Source organism: Kaistella montana (genome assembly GCF_024436175.1).
Classification (GTDB): Bacteria; Bacteroidota; Bacteroidia; order Flavobacteriales; family Weeksellaceae; genus Kaistella; species Kaistella montana.
Genome location: NZ_JANFQP010000002.1, coordinates 297,818 through 316,185, shown reverse-complemented (window position 1 = coordinate 316,185; position 18,368 = coordinate 297,818). Strand labels below are relative to the sequence as shown.

At 37.0% G+C, this 18,368-nt stretch carries 20 protein-coding genes; 6 read left to right on the top strand and 14 right to left on the bottom strand.

What is annotated here, in order from left to right:
- From NOV28_RS07625 to NOV28_RS07615, 3 genes are all read right to left on the bottom strand, one after another.
- On the bottom strand, window positions 1–516 hold the full coding sequence (locus NOV28_RS07625; protein WP_255929345.1) for an acyl-CoA thioesterase: 516 nt from the start codon (window positions 514–516) through the stop codon (window positions 1–3).
- Complete coding sequence (locus NOV28_RS07620) at window positions 483–1,250, bottom strand: HU domain-containing protein (protein ID WP_255929343.1); 768 nt, start codon at window positions 1,248–1,250, stop codon at window positions 483–485. The genes NOV28_RS07625 and NOV28_RS07620 overlap by 34 nt, the downstream gene beginning before the upstream one ends.
- Before the next feature lie 310 nt (window positions 1,251–1,560).
- On the bottom strand, window positions 1,561–1,992 hold the full coding sequence (locus tag NOV28_RS07615; protein WP_255929341.1) for a hypothetical protein: 432 nt from the start codon (window positions 1,990–1,992) through the stop codon (window positions 1,561–1,563).
- Window positions 1,993–1,994: 2 nt separating this feature from the next.
- On the opposite strand from NOV28_RS07615, the gene NOV28_RS07610 reads away from it, so the two are divergent.
- Window positions 1,995–2,186 carry a hypothetical protein gene (locus NOV28_RS07610; protein ID WP_255929339.1) on the top strand — a complete coding sequence of 64 codons (192 nt, stop codon included), beginning with the start codon at window positions 1,995–1,997 and terminating at the stop codon, window positions 2,184–2,186.
- Window positions 2,187–2,379: 193 nt separating this feature from the next.
- Here NOV28_RS07610 and NOV28_RS07605 read toward each other — a convergent pair whose 3' ends face one another.
- From NOV28_RS07605 to NOV28_RS07585, 5 genes are all read right to left on the bottom strand, one after another.
- Window positions 2,380–2,676 (bottom strand): S41 family peptidase, encoded by a 297-nt coding sequence (locus NOV28_RS07605; RefSeq protein WP_369413219.1) that lies wholly within the window; start codon window positions 2,674–2,676, stop codon window positions 2,380–2,382.
- Window positions 2,677–2,729: 53 nt separating this feature from the next.
- Complete coding sequence (locus NOV28_RS07600; protein WP_255929337.1) at window positions 2,730–2,870, bottom strand: hypothetical protein; 141 nt, start codon at window positions 2,868–2,870, stop codon at window positions 2,730–2,732.
- Between the two features lie 560 nt (window positions 2,871–3,430).
- A complete protein-coding gene (locus NOV28_RS07595) occupies window positions 3,431–5,542 on the bottom strand; it encodes a TonB-dependent receptor (protein WP_255929335.1) in 2,112 nt (703 codons plus the stop codon).
- A 223-nt stretch (window positions 5,543–5,765) separates the two neighbouring features.
- Complete coding sequence (locus tag NOV28_RS07590) at window positions 5,766–6,509, bottom strand: WG repeat-containing protein (RefSeq protein WP_255929333.1); 744 nt, start codon at window positions 6,507–6,509, stop codon at window positions 5,766–5,768.
- A gap of 38 nt (window positions 6,510–6,547) precedes the next feature.
- Window positions 6,548–6,919, bottom strand: coding sequence for a DUF2752 domain-containing protein (locus NOV28_RS07585; protein ID WP_255929331.1), 372 nt, complete (start codon window positions 6,917–6,919; stop codon window positions 6,548–6,550).
- A 195-nt stretch (window positions 6,920–7,114) separates the two neighbouring features.
- Here NOV28_RS07585 and NOV28_RS07580 point away from each other — a divergent pair, with 195 nt between their 5' ends.
- A complete protein-coding gene (locus tag NOV28_RS07580) occupies window positions 7,115–9,391 on the top strand; it encodes an aconitate hydratase (RefSeq protein WP_255929329.1) in 2,277 nt (758 codons plus the stop codon).
- A gap of 54 nt (window positions 9,392–9,445) precedes the next feature.
- On the opposite strand, the gene NOV28_RS07575 is transcribed toward NOV28_RS07580, so the two are convergent.
- The 6 genes from NOV28_RS07575 to NOV28_RS07550 all read right to left on the bottom strand — a co-directional run bounded on the left by NOV28_RS07575 (window position 9,446) and on the right by NOV28_RS07550 (window position 14,485).
- Window positions 9,446–10,147, bottom strand: a complete 702-nt coding sequence (locus NOV28_RS07575; protein WP_255929327.1) for an RluA family pseudouridine synthase — start codon at window positions 10,145–10,147, stop codon at window positions 9,446–9,448.
- A gap of 69 nt (window positions 10,148–10,216) precedes the next feature.
- The gene (locus NOV28_RS07570; protein ID WP_255929325.1) at window positions 10,217–10,726 is read right to left on the bottom strand and encodes an NUDIX hydrolase; all 510 of its coding nucleotides are present in this window, start codon (window positions 10,724–10,726) and stop codon (window positions 10,217–10,219) included.
- Complete coding sequence (gene xerD, locus NOV28_RS07565; protein ID WP_255929323.1) at window positions 10,727–11,632, bottom strand: site-specific tyrosine recombinase XerD; 906 nt, start codon at window positions 11,630–11,632, stop codon at window positions 10,727–10,729.
- Between the two features lie 23 nt (window positions 11,633–11,655).
- Complete coding sequence (locus NOV28_RS07560; RefSeq protein ID WP_255929321.1) at window positions 11,656–12,078, bottom strand: deoxycytidylate deaminase; 423 nt, start codon at window positions 12,076–12,078, stop codon at window positions 11,656–11,658.
- A 29-nt stretch (window positions 12,079–12,107) separates the two neighbouring features.
- The gene (locus tag NOV28_RS07555) at window positions 12,108–12,875 is read right to left on the bottom strand and encodes an enoyl-CoA hydratase/isomerase family protein (protein ID WP_255929319.1); all 768 of its coding nucleotides are present in this window, start codon (window positions 12,873–12,875) and stop codon (window positions 12,108–12,110) included.
- Window positions 12,876–12,985: 110 nt separating this feature from the next.
- The gene (locus NOV28_RS07550; RefSeq protein ID WP_255929317.1) at window positions 12,986–14,485 is read right to left on the bottom strand and encodes a catalase; all 1,500 of its coding nucleotides are present in this window, start codon (window positions 14,483–14,485) and stop codon (window positions 12,986–12,988) included.
- Between the two features lie 109 nt (window positions 14,486–14,594).
- Between NOV28_RS07550 and NOV28_RS07545 the strand changes: the two genes are divergently transcribed.
- From NOV28_RS07545 to NOV28_RS07530, 4 genes are all read left to right on the top strand, one after another.
- On the top strand, window positions 14,595–15,539 hold the full coding sequence (locus NOV28_RS07545; RefSeq protein ID WP_255929315.1) for a hydrogen peroxide-inducible genes activator: 945 nt from the start codon (window positions 14,595–14,597) through the stop codon (window positions 15,537–15,539).
- A gap of 189 nt (window positions 15,540–15,728) precedes the next feature.
- Window positions 15,729–17,009 (top strand): methionine adenosyltransferase, encoded by a 1,281-nt coding sequence (gene metK, locus NOV28_RS07540; protein ID WP_255929313.1) that lies wholly within the window; start codon window positions 15,729–15,731, stop codon window positions 17,007–17,009.
- A gap of 82 nt (window positions 17,010–17,091) precedes the next feature.
- Complete coding sequence (locus tag NOV28_RS07535) at window positions 17,092–17,580, top strand: hypothetical protein (protein WP_255929311.1); 489 nt, start codon at window positions 17,092–17,094, stop codon at window positions 17,578–17,580.
- Window positions 17,581–17,756: 176 nt separating this feature from the next.
- Window positions 17,757–18,350, top strand: coding sequence for an RNA polymerase sigma factor (locus NOV28_RS07530; RefSeq protein ID WP_255929309.1), 594 nt, complete (start codon window positions 17,757–17,759; stop codon window positions 18,348–18,350).
- Window positions 18,351–18,368 lie beyond the last annotated feature (18 nt).

The following is an 18,368-nucleotide window of genomic DNA, read 5'->3' as shown; positions in this document are numbered from 1 at the left end:
TTATTCTGAAAATAGTTTTTTCAATTCGATGGACTCTGAAGGTTTCATTCTTCCGGAAAGGATTAATGAAAGTTCTTTTCTTCGCATAGCCGCATCAAATCGTAGTTTTTCTTCTTCCGTTTCGGGTTCTATTTTAGGAATTGGGATAGGGCGGTTGAATTCATCTACCGCTACAAAAGTGTAAATCCCTTCGTTCGTATGCGTTTTTGTTTGATTAATGGGATCATCCAACCACACATCTACATAAATTTCCATTGAGGTTGAAAATGCGCGGGAAACCTTGGATTCCAACACCACAATTCCGCCTTCCGGAATCGGATGATTGAACGAAACATGGTTTACAGAAGCGGTTACCACACGTCTTTCGCAGTGTCTAGCTGCTGAGATCGACGCGCAACGGTCCATTCTTGCGAGCAGTTCGCCACCAAAAAGATTTCTGAGAGAGTTCGTTTCGTTGGGTAAAACGATATTCGTCATGATGGTTAATGATTCCGACGCTTTTTTGATTTTTTCCATTTAGAATTATATTTTTTTTTCGAACTCCATTTTTTTACTGGAGCGATGGTGGTTGCGATTGAATCTGATTTTATAGTGTCTAAAGCCAAATTTTTGGCAACGACTGAATTGGTTTTTGCTGAATCTTTCTTTGCTTTTTTTGCGGTGGTTTTGCCAAATCCGTTTCCGAAAGATTTTTCACCGAAAATAGTTTCCGGTTGCGCAATTCCAAGGTAGGTGATAGCGCCGATTCCCAATAGAATCGGGACGAGCCAGAAAACAGTTTTGCTGAAACGGTAAGGTTTTGCAGCATTTCTTGCACTTTCTATCGGTTGTGGATTCTTGATTTGGGAAAGATTAATTTCTTCCAAACCATAAAAATCCGGAGATAAATTTTCGGTTCTTTCACCGGTGAAATGCAGTTTGCTGTCATCAAGGAAGAATATTCCTATATTTTCAATCGCGATTTTTCCGTCTTTTTCAAGGGTAGAATTCCAGAAATTGGTTAGTTTTTTGACTTCAATTTCGGCTTCTATTCGGGAAAGACTGCTTTGTTGAGCGACAATATCTACAAGATTGCTATCTTTTTCAGAGAGTTCTGTGCGGAAAGCAACTTCTTTTCCCGGCGGTAGAATATGACCACTTTCGTTGTCCACTGCTGCATTGGAGTTCTTTAAATAGAAAACCCCAAAACCCGGAATATTCACCTGGCCTTGTTTGTTGAGAAACTCGAGAATGAGAGCGGAAAAATTCATATTTCGCAAATTTATGTTTTTTGAGCGATTTAATCAAAAATAAAAAGACTGCTTCCGGAAAAGCAGTCGTTATCGCGATAAAATATAGTCTTTCATTTGCTTACGGAATTTCTACCACAAGACATTACTTATACTTTCCTTTGACATTCCTTTGCCTGCTTTTTTAAACTGACTAAATCTTGCTCACATTGGGTTTGTAGATTTTTCTCTCAGCATTCTTAATTTACTTAATTCCTAATTGTTTTATGCTTTTGCAAATTATTTTGATAGAATGGTAGTTGTGCAAAAGCTACCTCTGTTACCTGTAGCATCATTTGGGTGCATTTATTGTGAATTTTTCTGTAATATTTTTATCAATATTGATTAAACCCCTAAAGTAACATCTCCCACCTCCCTTTGGTTGAAACAAATTTTTTTCAAAATTCTCATTCATTTTGCAATTCAGATTTACAAATATCATTTTGTCTCCTCTTATTTTTAAACCGACGTAATTTCTATAATAACTTTCATATTCAATTTTAGGAGATAGATCCGATTTAAATATGGAATCAGCACGTTTTAAATCATCTACAGTCGGAGTAAAACGCAGTGATGAATTCAATGAGTCATAATCAATATAGACCTCACTTTCCTTATTAAAAACATATTGTCTTTCAGAAATTCTATTTTGAGCAAAAATGATATTGGAAATCAGCATGATACAAAATGATATTTTTAAATTCACAGCTTTTTTTAATTTCATTTATGTCGAAATCTTTGTTTAGTATTTTTGCTAATGGCTTAGCAGCTTTGCGAAGTCCAAGCAATGGTTTTGTTTTTATCAAAGATAATAAATTTATTATTTGGCTTAAAGTTAGAAGATTTTGCAACGATGAATTCTTCTTTATCATCAAAAAAAGACCGCTTCCGAAAAAGCAGTCTGTAATGATGAAGTAAAGGTTTTAATTTGCTTTCGCCGAACCTTCGGTTTCTTGTCTTGAAAACAAAACGATCAGAGGCAAAGATCAATCGAGCGAAGGTAAAGGTTAGTTATCAACTCTAATCTTTTTATTCATTTGCGATTAATTCGATTGCTTTTTCTAAAAGTTCGTCTCTTCCCTCTCTAATTCCTTTTATAGTTGGTTTTACTTCAATATCGGGGACAATTCCAACTCTTTGAGTTTCCGTTTGGATAATAAACTCCTATTCCCGATATCATAGTTCGAAGTCCGCCAGGAAGCAAAATAGTCGAAACGTTTCCATCAGCTCCCGCAGTTGTACTTCCAATTATTGTTGTATTTTCTCCCGCTCTAAAAGCCATTGCAGTATATTCTGCTTGACTTTGCGACAACTCGTTAACCAAAACGATTAGCTTTCCTGTGTAGGTCTTTCCTTGGTTTGGTATTTCTATATTTTTAGTGAACGTGAATTCACCTGGGTTTTCCATATTACCATTAGTGAACTTTACAAATGGGGTTGATGTAGAAACAAAATAAGAACCTAAACCACAACAAACCAACCATCAGCAAGCATCATTTCATCTTTTTGACTTTCAAAACCTAAATTGTATTTGTCAACCTTCTGGGCTTGACAGTACAACGAGATAATTGCTAGAAGTACTACCAATAGTGTTTTGTTCATTGTTTGTTTTTTTAACTTGCATCACTCAAATATATGCATCTTTCCTAAACCTCAAAACCATTTGTGCCGAAAATGACTTTTTGTGCCGGAAACAACCTTTTTTGCCGAAAAAGACTGTTTTTGCCGTTAGGAGGTTAGTGCCTTTATGGTGGGCTAGGACTGGGCTTTGCCTAGGCTTTACCTAGGCTTTACCTAGGGGAATACTAGGCATGGGAAAAAGCGCTTTTGTACTAAATCAACCATCTATTTTATACGCTATCTTTTCGTCACTATTTAAGAAAGTCTCCATCCAAAAATAACCTTATTCACATCCACAGCGCACCTAATAGGCACTGAACTCGCACTGAAAGGATATAGAAACGCACTGAAATACTCACCTTTTCAATACCAAAATGGAAAATTTCGGAAACTTTCAGTTATTCTTGCGCCTAATAAATTCTTGTTTTTTAAGATAGAAACAATCAAATATAGCACACCTAACTACAGAAGACGAAGCTTTCTTCGTAAACAAAAAAGACCGCTTCCGAAAAAGCAGCCTTTAATGAGGAATATATCAATTCTTATTGAAATTTAATGCTCATTCCAAACATAAAATTCATTCCCGCTTGCGAGAAATAAACCGGTCCGTCGTACACATAGCCGTTATTCACATATTTCTTATTGAAAATATTATTCAGCAAGAATTTAAAATCCACTTCGGTATTTTTGAGGTTTAAAGTGTATTTGGCATTAAAATCTGTCAAGAAATAATCCTTCAATTGTAAATTTTCATTGTTCGTGTTGTCCAAAAACTGGCTTCCAACATATTGATTTTGAACTCCTAAGCTTAGTTTTTTATTGGGATTGTAATTCAACAAAACATTTCCAATCACGTTCGGCGAAAAAGAAATCGGTGTATCTCCCAGATTTACAATTCCTTCGGAAGTTTCGTTCTTGAAGTTCTTGTTTTCGTTTTGGCTTAAAGTCAAATTCCCAGAAAGATTTACTTTTTCAGAAATTGGAACAAGAGCGCCCAATTCCACGCCCATTCGGTAACTTTTCCCAGAATTCACGCGAATAAATTCCCCGATATTATTGATCTGCCCGTTCAAAACCAGTTGATTCACATAATTCATATAATATAGGTTCCCGGTAAAGGATACTTTCCCGACCTTTTTCTCTATTCCAGCTTCGAAATCGTAGAGCTTTTCGGCTTCTGTTTCTGGGTTGGCGAAGAGATCGTCGCGGTTGGGTTCTCGATGTGCAATGGCTGCGGAAATAAAGATTTTCCCTGCCGGAATTTTATAATTAATTCCTGCTTTTGGGTTAAAGAAAGTCCATTTCTTATCGATACTGGCGCCTTCATCATCGCCTTGTTGCAAGATTTTGGTGTCGTAGGTGATGTTTCTGAGTTGCAAATCTCCGAAAAACTCGAAACGGTTTTTGGTAACGATGAACTTCGCAAAACCCGCTACTTCATTTTTCACAGAGCGGTTTCTGTAATATTCGTGTTCATCGATTTCCGGGTAAACAACTCCGGTCACATTCCCAAAATGTCTTCCATAGTATTGATTTCCAACCAAACCAAAATTCAAATCAAGATTATCAAATTTGCCATATAAAGTTGAAACTACGCCATAGAAATCGTTATCCAACCATTTTTTTCGGATGAAGTCACTTTTTTTAATTTCCGTTCCGTTTTCGAAAATATTGGGAAGGTTGTATTTTGAAAATTTGGCGTCTTGCTTGTAGTTTTCATAATAACCTTTTCCTTGGGTGTAGTGGAACGTAGTTTCTAGATTCCAACGGTCATCCAGACCTTGTTCCCACAAAAGTTGATAGTGATTTTGTCGGTAATTATCGGTTTCGTTGTCGTAAAATTCAACAATATTTTCCCAGTTGGCATCATAAATAGCACCGGAATAATTGAATTTTGGGTTGGTTTCCCAAGTCGCTTTGTCGATGCCGTTCCACGCTTGGTAGGTTTTTTCTTTTCCACCAAAAGCCATTACCCGAAGTCTTGTTTTTCCCTCTTCAAAAAGCGCAGTTAAATTATAAGAGTCTAAATCCGAAAACGCACGGTCGATATAACCATCGGAATGAATCTTAGTGTATCGTCCCATCAATGACAGTCGATCTTTCCAGAATTTTCCCGAACCGATCTCCGCGGAATATTTGTAAGTGTTACACGATCCGTAACTGTTATCCGATTTCACATAAAATTTCTTCTCCGGATTCTTGGAAATCACATTCACACTCGCTCCAAAAGCAGAAACTCCATTCGAAGAAGTTCCCACACCGCGTTGAATGATGATTTGTGAAGCCGAACTGGTTAAATCCGGAACGTCCACGAAAAAAGTTCCCTGCGATTCCGAATCGTTGTACGGAACGCCGTTCATCATCACATTAATTCCGTTTCCGCCCACACCACGAATCCTAAAACCGGTGTATCCAACACCATTTCCGGCATCTGAAGTGGAAATAACCGAAGTTTGGTTTTTCAGCAAAATGGGTAAATCCTGACCGAGGTTTTTGTTCTCTAAATCTTTTTCTACGTTGATGATTTCTTTGGAAACAGGTAGTCTTTTTGTGAAATTCACACTTTCGATTTGGTGAACTTTCAAGGTGTCTTGCGAACTTTGTGCAAGGTAAAAAGAACCAGCGAACAGTCCTAAAAAAATAAATCCTTTCATTCTTTTAATTTTGAAGATTAATTGAATAAAAGGGGGAGATAAATTAATGTAACAATTGGGTCAATGTAACAGTGTACCAATCATTGGTCAACTGTTATATTTTCACATTGCTACATTTGCAACGCGTCCCTAAACAGCATTACCTGTTCCAGGTTCATTGGGTATAATCTCAGCTTTTTACAGCACCCCTTTAATTTCAGTGGCGAAAATACAAAATATTTAATTAATATGCTTTATTATTGATATCAATATAAAAATAATTTTTTCCGTCTTTGGTCACTTCGAATAACCGAGCGAGTTTCCAACTGAAATTTCGTTTGATATCGCTGTATTCAAAAGGAATGATGGTTTTGTTGTTCACATCAATCACCCCGAATTGATTATTCTTTACCGCGATAATCATTGGTTTTTTCAAATCGTCACCTTCCATAATGTGGAGGTAATCGTATTGCGGATAAATCGAGAATTGTCGGTAATCTCCGGGGTTTTCAAACTTTGAATCTTCAATAATTCCATAGTAATTGTTGAGGATATAGGCGTGGAAAAGTTGGGTAACGAACGGTAAATTACACTTTCCCAAGTCGCTGTCTTTGAATTGATAAACACGTTTTCCGCCCATGTCTATTCTGAAATCCAAATTGTTGATTCGAACCGATGCGTATTTGCTAGAACCGTATTTTCTAACTTTTTCGTTGGGAGAATTCAGCAGGTTGCAATCTTCGGTAAAAAAGCCAACATTGCTGTATTGATGAGGTATTATCACTTTCCCTTTTTGATTGATGAAACCATATTTTCCATTGGTTTTTTGAGGAATCAACGCGGGAATTGAATCATTAATCTTTATAAGATCCGGATTGGGTTTTACTGAAACCTTTTTTTTAACCGTTGTTTTTTTTGCAACGTTTTGTTTTTGTGCCGATAAAATAAGTGCGATACTGATGAGAATCAAACTTAAAACTTTCTTCATGATTTTCTTTTTGCAAACTTAAAGCCAAAAATAAGCTTTTAAATATTTCTATAAACGGAAAACACCACCGCGATGCCCAAAAGAATGAGGATTGCCTTCGGATGAAAGAGGAATTTCCGAGTTTTAGGAAATCGATCACTCAATGGTTGGGTATTCAATGCAATTGCCGAAATGAGGTACGGAATCGAAGCTACAAACAGGGCATTGTACTCGAATGCTTTCCTGAAATTCAAATGTAATAACTCATGAATCGCGCGCTGCGAACCACATCCGGGACAAAGATATCCGGTGAAGTAATGAATCGGACACTTCAAAAAATAGCTGCTGTTTTGAGGATTAAAGCTATAATAAACCACGCCCAAACCAATGAAAATTAGAACAAATATTGCTAATTTTAAATGCTTTTTCATCATCATGAGTGTTGTTCTTTATTCGTAAAAACCTTCGTTTTCAGTTATTTTAATTGATTTTTTTTCTAAAAATAATAAAAAATAGATTGTAAGCATCATATTTATATTAAATCTAAATGATTTTAGTCATCTTTAAATTTAAAATTTCGTATTTTTGAACTCCTTAATTTTTCAATTAAAAAAAAATATACGAATATGACTTTTGACATTGATATGATCAGAAAAGTGTATGAGCGTTACCCAGAAAGAGTTGCGAAAGCTCGTGAAGTAGTGGGGAAACCTCTTACATTATCAGAAAAAATTCTTTACACTCACCTTTGGGAAGGGAATGCTACCCAAAGTTACGAAAGAGGAAACTCTTATGTAGATTTTGCTCCGGATCGTGTGGCGATGCAGGATGCAACTGCCCAAATGGCGCTTCTACAGTTCATGCAAGCTGGTAAATCCAAAGTAGCGGTTCCTTCTACTGCTCACGCGGATCACCTTATTCAAGCGAGAGTAGGTGCTGAAGCGGATTTGCAAGAAGGTATCAACAAAAACTCTGAGGTATTCAATTTCTTAAGTTCAGTTTGTGATAAATACGGAATCGGTTTCTGGAAACCAGGAGCAGGGATTATTCACCAAGTGGTTTTAGAAAACTATGCTTTCCCTGGAGGAATGATGATCGGTACCGATTCTCACACTGTAAACGCAGGTGGATTAGGAATGGTAGCTATCGGTGTTGGTGGTGCTGATGCTGTTGACGTAATGGCAGGAATGGCATGGGAACTTAAAATGCCTAAACTAATCGGGGTAAAATTAACAGGTAAGCTCAACGGATGGACTTCTGCAAAAGATGTCATCTTGAAAGTTGCTGGAATCTTAACCGTAAAAGGTGGAACAGGATGCATCGTTGAATATTTCGGTGAAGGTGCTCAAAACCTTTCTGCTACAGGAAAAGGAACTATCTGTAACATGGGTGCAGAAATCGGTGCTACTACTTCTACTTTCGGATATGATGATTCGATGAGAAGATATTTGGCAGCTACCGGAAGACAAGATGTTGTAGATGCAGCTGATAAAATCGCAGAACATTTAACAGGAGATGCAGAAGTTTATGCAAATCCAGAACAATATTTCGATCAAGTTATTGAGATTAATTTAGATGAATTGGCGCCTCACTTAAACGGTCCTTTCACCCCAGATTTGGCGACTCCGGTTTCTGAATTCAGAGCAAAAGCTGAAGCAAACGGATGGCCACTTGATGTAGAATGGGCGTTGATCGGTTCTTGTACCAACTCTTCTTATGAAGATCTTTCAAGAGCAGCTTCTATCGTAGAAGATGCTGTTGCTAAAGGTGTAAAACCAAAAGCAATCTTAGGAATCAACCCTGGTTCTGAGCAAGTTAAATTCACTGCAGAAAGAGATGGTTTCTTAGATTCATTCAGAAAATTCGAATCTGCAAGAATCTTTACCAACGCTTGTGGACCATGTATCGGACAGTGGGATAGAGAAGGTGCTGACAAAGGCGAGAAAAACTCCATCATCCACTCTTTCAACAGAAACTTCGCAAAAAGAGCTGATGGTAACCCAAATACTCACGCTTTCGTAGCTTCACCTGAAATGGTTGCTGCTGTTGCAATTTCTGGTCGATTAGATTTTAACCCAATTACAGATACTTTAACCAACCAAAACGGTGAACAAATCAAATTGGATGAACCGAAAGGATCTGAACTTCCTGCTAAAGGATTTGCAGTTGATGATAACGGTTACCAAGCACCATCAGAAGATGGTTCTGGAGTTCAGGTAGTTGTTAATCCTGATTCGGATAGACTTCAGTTGTTGGAGCCTTTCCAACCTTGGGACGGGAAAAATATTTCTGGGGCTAAAGTTTTGATTAAAGCTTTCGGAAAATGTACTACTGACCATATTTCTATGGCAGGTCCTTGGTTGAAATACAGAGGTCACCTTGATAATATTTCAAACAACATGTTGATCGGAGCTGTAAATGCTTACAACATGGAAACCAACAAAGTGAAAAATGAATTAACCGGAGAATACGGCGAAGTTCCTGCAGTAGCAAGAGCGTACAAAGCAGCCGGAGTTCCTTCCATCGTTGTGGGTGACCAAAATTATGGTGAAGGTTCTTCAAGAGAACATGCGGCAATGGAGCCAAGACATCTTGGAGTAAAAGCAGTTTTAGTGAAATCTTTCGCAAGAATCCACGAAACCAACTTGAAGAAACAAGGGATGTTAGGTCTTACCTTCGTTAATGCTGAAGAATATGACAAAATCCGTGAGGATGATACGGTAAACTTCTTAGATTTAGATCAGTTTGCACCAGCTCGTCCATTGCAATTGGAATTTGTTCATGCTGATGGAACCAAAGATATCATCTTGGCAAATCATACTTATAATGAGCAACAAATCGGTTGGTTCAAAGCAGGTTCTGCTCTGAATTTGATCGCTGAAGAAGCTAGAAAGAATGCGTAATTCTTTTTAATATCAAAAAAAAACCGTTCAAGAAATTGAGCGGTTTTTTTATTTTTAAGAATTTTCACAGGCTTTCCACACCGCATCATTTTGCGGTACAGGAGCTGTGATTTCTAAGTTTTCCTTCGTTACAGGATGTATGAATTCCAACTTTCTTGCATGAAGATGAATTCCACCATCGGGATTGGATCGGGCAGCTCCGTATTTTAAATCGCCTTTTATCGGTGTGCCTATTTTAGACAGTTGAGCGCGAATTTGATGATGTCTTCCCGTTTCGAGATCGATTTCCAGAAGTTGAAAATTATCGAGAACTTTAATGATTTGGTAATTGAGGATTGACTCTTTTGCGTTATCTGTTGGTTTAATGAAAACCGTTGCCTTGTTGGTTTTCTCGTTTTTTTGAAGATAATGTACGAGTCTTTGGCTCTGCGGAATCATTTCTTTTGCAACAACAGCCCAATATGTTTTCTTGATTTCGCGGTTTTTCACCATTTGCGTAAGTCTCGTCAAAGCTTTCGAAGTTTTCGCATAAATCACCAATCCAGAAGTCGGTCGGTCGATTCGGTGAACCAATCCTAGGAAAACATTTCCAGGTTTTTGGTCTCTTTTTTTAATGAAATCTTTGATCAGATCGAGTAGTGAGGCATCACCGGTTTTGTCGCCTTGTACGAGCTGGCCGGCTTTTTTGTTGATGATTAATAGATGATTGTCTTCAAAAACAATTTGTTGATCGAGATTATTTTCAGATTCGCGCATGTGTGAATTTTCGAATTCCAAAATTACAATAAAAAAAGGGAATTAAAATTCGTGGCGATTTAGGGTAAATTACTTCAAATATTTTTCTAAAAATATCTTTTGAGAATCAAATGCGATATCTTCCAAATTGATATTTTCCTTTTTAAGCCAAACTGCTTCTGAGATTTCAGAAGTTTCTAGATTTACTTCGAATTTTTCACCAACTTGATATTCGTAAAATAGGTCTAAAGTATTGTAAAGAATGTTTTTATACTCGTAAATGTTGGGTAAAGAAGCCAAATATTTCAACTGGGAAATATCAACTTTAAGTTTCATTTCCTCAAAAAGTTCTCGTACACAAGTTTCCTCGGCGCTTTCTTTCGGATCCACAAATCCGCCCGCTAAATCGAGTTTTCCTTTCTTTGGATCTTGGTTTCTGCGCGTGAAAAGGATTTCATCGTCCCATTTTATCAGCACAGCAACTGCACCTGCAACATTATGAAAAAGCACATAATCGCATTCGGAGCAGTTCCATTTTTTTTCGCCGTCCCATTTTAGGCTTTGTTGCCCGCATTTTGGACAGAATTTAAGGTCTTTCATTTAAACTTTATTTCTCGGATGAAAATTGAGAATCACATCCCGAAGTTCTTCGTTTTTCAGATGCGTATAAATTTCGGTGGTTGTAATGCTGGAATGTCCAAGCATTTCCTGAATATAACGTAAATCCGCTCCATTTTGTAATAGATGTGTCGCAAATGAGTGTCGAAAAGTATGTGGTGAGATCTTTTTGTTTATGCCTGCTTTTTCGGTAAGTTCTTTAATGATGATGAAGACAATCACCCGCGACATGGCTGATCCGCGGCTGTTGAGGAAGAGGATATCTTCACATTTTTTATTGATTTTATATTTCGAACGAACTTCGTTGATGTAATCTTTGATCAGGTGGGCAGTGTAATTTGCCAGAGGAACAAAACGGGATTTGTCGCCTTTTCCGTCTACCTTCAGATAAGATTCTTTGAAATTGATATTCGAAATTTTAAGGTCGATTAATTCGGATACACGTAAGCCGCAACCATACAAAACTTCGATCATGCATTGGTTTCTTCTGCCCAAATCGCTAGAAAGATCTATTGCTTTGATGATTCTGTTTACATCATCGAAACTTAAAGTATCCGGAAGATAAAGCCCAAGTTTAGGTCCTTCTATCAGTGTTGCGGGATTATCGGCGCGCACCTCGTCGTCTAAAAGGTATTTGAAAAAAGCTTTGATCGAAGAAATCCAACGGGCTTGAGAGCGTTCACTGAATTTTTGCTTGGAAAGCTGAAAAATATATTCCTGAATATTTTCGTAAGTAATCTCAAGCGGACCGGTATTTTCGAGTTCGAATTCGCTGTAATCACGAAGTTTCCGGACATCCCGAAGATAGGCATCCAATGTGTTTTCTGAAAAATTTCTTTCAAACCTTAGAAAGTTTTCAAAATCTTTAATTTTTTCATCCCAGGTCATTGTGTTATGGTGTTTTAGTTTTTTTATAAATTTTCTTTTGAAATTTTTAAAATTTCAATACCATGGTTTTTTAAAAAATCAATACCATCATTATCGGAATAATCATCCATAAAAACGACTTTTTTAATGCCCGCTTGCAAGACCAATTTGCTACATTCTTTGCACGGAGAAAGCGTAAGATAAAGGGTTGCATCCTTTGCAGATTGGGTAGAACCGGCTAATTTTAGGATCGCATTGGCTTCGGCATGCAAGACAAACCAATGGGTTTTTCCGGCACCATCTTCGCAGCAGTTTTCAAAACCGGAAGGTGTGCCGTTGTATCCGTCGGAAATAATCATTCGATCTTTCACAATCAGTGCACCCACTTTTTTGCGTTCACAATACGATAGTTTAGCCCATTCCAAGGCCATTTTCAGATAGGCTTTATCAAATTTTGTAGATTCCAAATTGTGTTTTCTAAAGATTATTTATTTAATTAAAAAGAAGGTTTTCTTTTTTCTAAAAATGCGGCTACCCCTTCTTTTTTGTCCTCCATTTCAAATAATTCTCCGAAAGATTTTATTTCAGTTTCAAAACCATTTTCATTCTCAGATTGATTCACTGCAGCAATCGCTTTAGCAATTCCTAAAGGTGAATTTTGTGAAATCAAAGTGGCTAATTCCTTGGTTTTTGGTAAAAGCTCTTCTAAACTAAAAACCTCGTTTACAAGCCCAATCTCTTTTGCTCTTTGTGACGGAATCATTTTAGCGGAGAAAATTAACTCATTGGCAAGACCTTTTCCGACTAATTTTGGTAATCTTTGGGTGCCGCCATAACCTGGAATTAATCCTAAAGTAACTTCTGGCAATCCCAATCGTGCATTTTCTGATGCGTATCGGATGTGGCAAGCCATCGCAAGCTCTAAACCACCACCAAGTGCAAAACCATTTACAGCTGCAATGACTGGTTTGGAAAGGTTTTCGATTTTATTAAACAAAATATTTTGCCCATTTCTTGCGAGTTCTTCAGCAGCGGCAGTTCCGAAATCTGAGAATTCTTTGATGTCGGCACCCGCTACGAAAGATTTTTCTCCACTTCCTGTAAGAATGATAGCTCGAATATTTGTGTCTGCTTCTAATTCAGAAAACGCATCGCTTAATTCCTGAATGGTTTGCGAATTAAGTGCATTAAGGCTTTGTGGGCGGTTGATAGTGATGGTTGCGACTTTGCTGTCGGTTTCTATGATAATCGTGTTGTAATTCATAATGTTTGTGAAAATTCTTTTCTGAATGTGCAAATTAGCATTTTTTTCTTTAAAAGTAAAAAAGGAGAAATCCTGATGATTTCTCCAGATAAAATAAGGAATGCTGAGGTTTATGAATCACCGTTTTTGCTATGATTCATCATGTTCATATCGATATTCACTTGTAGTCCCATCGCTACTTTCATTCCGAGTTCAATATTGGCTCTGAAAAAATGGCAAAGTTGTCGGTTGATGATTTCATCTCTTTTAGGACCACTGATTCCTTTCATTGCTCCGATAATATTTGAAACCAAATTTTCGCGATCCTGAGGATTCATAGCTTTGGTGTACAATAATCCGGGTTGGGTGTAGTGATCGTCATCGTTTTCGTTTCGGTTGAAATGAGCGACTGATGAGTTATCTAAATCATATTCGAAACTCTTGTAAGCCGAATCTGGTTTGATTTCATCGAAGCTATTTGGATAATAGTTGGGTGCATCTTTATAAATGCTCGAGTCTGCCATGAAACCATCTCTTTGATAATTATTTACCGCAAACGGGCAACGATTTACTTCGAGTTGATGTGAATTTACGCCAACTCTATATCGGTGAGCATCGGGATAGGAGAATAATCTTCCTTGTAACATTTTGTCGGGTGAAAAACTAATTCCGTTGATCAAATTGCTTGGTGAAAAAGTAGATTGTTCCACATGAGCAAAATAATTATTTGGAATTTTGTTGAGTTCCATTTCGCCCACTTCTATCAATGGAAATTCGTCTTGAAACCAAACTTTCGTCACATCAAAAGGATTCCAACGGAATTCTTTGGCTTGTTCTTCGGTCATCACTTGGATATACATCGTCCATTTCGGGAAGTCGCCGTTTTCGATGGCATTTACCAAATCTTCTTGTGCGAAATCGGGGTTTTCACCTTTCATTTTCACTGCTTCATCATTGGTGAAATTTTTAATTTGTTGCTGTGTTTTGAAATGGAATTTTACCCAAACTCTTTCGTTTTCAGTATTAATCATGGAGAAAGTATGGGATCCAAAACCATGCATGTGTCTATATCCATAAGGTGTTCCACGGTCCGACATTAGAATAAGAACTTGGTGAAGCGATTCCGGATTTAAACTCCAGAAATCCCACATCATGGTTGCGCTTTTCAGGTTGGTTTTCGGTACTCTTTTTTGGGTATGAATAAAATCTGGGAATTTTTTAGCGTCTTTAATGAAAAAAACTGGCGTGTTATTTCCAACAAGATCCCAATTTCCGTCTTCGGTATAGAATTTTAAGGCAAAACCTCGTGGATCTCTTTCCGTATCTGCGCTTCCTTTTTCGCCACCAACTGTTGAGAATCGGGCAAACATTTTACACTGGTTTCCCACTTTAGAAAATAATTTTGCTTTTGTGTATTTAGAAATATCGTGTGTAACGGTAAATTTTCCGTAAGCACCGCTTCCTTTGGCGTGAACTATTCTTTCTGGGATTCTTTCGCGTACGAAATGCGCCAAATTTTCTTGTAAAATAAAATCTTGTAGTAAAACTGGGCCTCTTGCTCCCACGGTTTGGGAATCTTCGTGTTCGAAATAAGGGGCGCCGGAACTGGAGGTAAGTTTTTTAGAGTCCATGAGTCTGTATTTAGGTTAACAAATTTATGAAATTCCCCACAGGAATCTCTTGTTTTTTGGTTAAATTAAGGAAAACATAAGTATCTTTGTAATAGATAAAATTAATCAGATGAACATTCAGCAATTAGAATATCTTATCGCAGTTGATAAATATAAACATTTCGGTAAGGCAGCACAGGCCTGCTTTATTACTCAGCCCACGCTCAGCGCAATGATCCAGAAGTTTGAAGATGAGTTGGATGTGAAGGTTTTTGATCGTACTACTCACCCTATTCGTACCACTGATGTTGGTATTCAGATCATCGAAGAATCCAAAAGAGTGATTGATGCTGTGAATGAACTGAAAAATAAAGCCAACCTTCTTAATAATGTTTTGGCCGGAAAATTAAACCTCGGAATCATCCCAACGATTTCAAGTTTTATTCTCCCTTCAGAAATTTTTGATTTCTTAAAACTTAACCCTAAAATTGAGTTGAATGTAAAAGAAATGACTACCGACAGCATCATCAAAGCATTGAAATCTGGTGAGCTGGACGCAGGAATTATCGCTACTCCTTACGATGCAGCAGGCGAATTTTACCAACAGCATCTTTTTAATGAAGAATTGATGATTTATTCGTCGGAAGATTTGAAGAAAGATTCTTTCGTAGTTCCGGAAGATATTGACAGCAATAAAGTTTGGTTACTCGAGGAAGGAAACTGTTTGAGAACCCAGTTCGAGAACATTTGCATGCTCAAAGAAAACTCATTGAAACCTAAAAACCTTGATTTTTTGGCTTCCAATATCAATACTTTAATTCAAATGGTAGATAAAGTGGGCGGAATTACCATTCTTCCAGAGTTGGCGATTCCCCAATTATCGGATGAACAGAAATCTAAAATTGTCAGATTCCGAAAGCCATTTCCTTTTAGAGAAATCAGTTTGATTTATTACAAACCTACCTATAAACAGAAAATTTTGGATGAAATGACGCAGTCTATTCAAAATTCACTTCATGCAAAACTCAGTTATAACAAAAATCCGGAGGATTTTGTTAGTGTAAAACCTCAATAGGTTTATTCCATGAAATAAATTTTGCGGTTCAACAAATACTCTTTAAATTTGCAGACGAATAATTTCATGAGGAAAAATTTGAACTGATTGCAACCTCCATAAAAAATGCTAAAACAGAATTTCTATTTTAGTTTCTTTTGTAATCACTTCCTATTTTCTTTATTTTTTAATTAATAAAATACAAAAGAAATGTCATATTTATTTACGTCTGAATCCGTTTCGGAAGGACATCCTGATAAAGTAGCAGATCAGATTTCTGATGCTCTAATCGATAATTTTCTAGCCTACGATCCCAAATCGAAAGTTGCTTGCGAAACATTGGTAACAACCGGACAAGTGGTTTTGGCGGGAGAAGTAAAATCGGAAGCTTATCTTGACGTACAGGATATCGCCAGAAAAGTAATCAACGAAATTGGCTATACCAAAGGCGAATATATGTTCAATGGTGATTCTTGTGGAGTAATTTCCGCTATTCATGAGCAGTCACCGGATATCAACCAAGGTGTTGACAGAGCTGGTGAAAATGCAGATTTCGAAACGAAAGCCAACGCGCAAGGTGCAGGAGATCAAGGTATGATGTTCGGATATGCCACCAACGAAACTGAAAATTATATGCCGCTTGCATTGGATTTGGCACATACTATTTTACGAGAACTTTCAGCACTTAGAAGAGCAGGGGATGCGATACCTTATCTTCGTCCCGATGCAAAATCACAGGTTACCATTGAGTATTCTGATGATCACAAGCCAATCAGAATAGATTCTATTGTGGTTTCTACTCAACATGATGATTTCGGAAGCGAAGATACGATGCTTGCCAAAATTAAAAAAGATATCATCGAAATTCTTATTCCGAAAGTGAAAGCTGCTCAAAAATTAGAAATACAGGAGCTTTTCAATGATCAAATTAAATATCATATCAATCCGACCGGTAAATTTGTAATCGGCGGACCTCACGGTGATACAGGTTTGACAGGAAGAAAAATCATCGTAGATACTTACGGAGGAAAAGGAGCTCATGGTGGAGGTGCATTTTCAGGGAAAGATCCATCGAAAGTAGATAGAAGTGCGGCATACGCAACTAGACATATCGCTAAGAATTTAGTTGCTGCAGGAGTTGCAGATGAGGTTTTGGTACAGGTTTCTTACGCAATTGGTGTGGCGGAACCTTGTGGACTTTTTATTAATACTTACGGGACTTCCAAAGTGGGAATTTCTGATGGAGATTTAGCAAAAAGAGTCCAAAAATTATTTGATTTAAGACCTTATGCAATCGAGCAGAACTTAAAATTGAGAAATCCAATTTACCAGGAAACCGCTGCTTATGGCCACATGGGAAGAGATTATTATGTTGGAAGCAAAACTTTTAATAAAGGAAAAAGCAACGAACTTAAGATTGATAATTTAGAATTTTTCACTTGGGAAAAACTCGACAAAGTTGAGGAAATCAAAAAAGAATTCGGAATATAATTTTTTTAAAAATATTTAAACTGCTTTATCCAAAACGATAAAGCAGTTTTTTTTAACTTTACCGCAGCGATAAATGGAACTTATGAAGAAAATTTTGGTTTTTTCAATTTTAATGATGATTCTTTCGACAACTTCAGCGAAAGCACAAATGACGGTGCATAAAATGATTCATGCCGGATATGTTTACCAAAACCAAAGCTTCGGAGAAATTGGTGGAAGACTGCTTTTTTTGAATAATGATGATATGATTTACCGTTTAGGAGCATCTGCATTGATGGGAGTTGCTAACAGCGATTTTGCAATCATGCCGAAAGTTCAAGGGGATATTTTGATCAATTTTGAAAGAAATGTAGATCTTTATCACTCTTATTACTTCCTTGCAGGTGCGGAAATCACTACCAAATACGCAGCTCCTAAGATCGGAGCCTCCTTATTCGGAATTATCGATCTTACCGGCGGATACGCTTTTCCTATTGACCAATCGGGTATTAATGGGAAAGAATTGAAAGGATTGAATTTCAATTTCACCATCAATTTGCCATTAGTCATGTTACATGATTTATTGAAATAGGTAGTTTTCAGTAAATATTTCAATCTTTTTGATAAAGTATTAACTTTTTTACTATTTTTACAATCCTTTACAAAACCAGAATTATCAAACAAAACTCTACTTCTTATTCTCCACCAAAATTGTAAAAACCTGATTATAACAATTGGGAATAAAGTTTAGGTAAAAACAGAAGAGTTATGAATTATAAAACTGATAGCTGGTTGATCACGGAATATCGGGAGGGAAACGAAAGAGCCCTCCATGTATTGATTGAAAGACACCAAAAAGATCTTTTTTCTTTTATCTATTATAAATTAATGGATGAAGATTTGGCCAACGATATTTTCCAGGATACTTTCATGAAAATTATCATTACCCTGAAAGAAGGCCGCTACAACGAAGAAGGCAAATTTATTCTCTGGGCTAAAAGAATTGCTCATAATCTCATCATCGATCACTTCCGTCTGAAATCGAAGCACATTAAAGTTTCTGAAACTTCTTATGATTATGAAGAATATTCGATTTTCGACCTTATTGCAGGGAAAGAAGAAAACATCGAAGAAAAAATGGTGAGTCAACAAATTGAAAGTGATCTGATGAAAATGCTCGTTTACCTTCCTGAAAACCAACAAGAAGTCATCAGATTAAGGTTTTTCGATGGACTTAGTTTTAAGGAAATTGCCGATCAAACTAATACCAGCATCAACACAACACTAGGAAGAGTAAGATATGCTCTAATCAACTTAAGAAAAATAATGGATGAACATAAGATTATTTTAACAAGATCATAATATTTTAAATAAACTTTC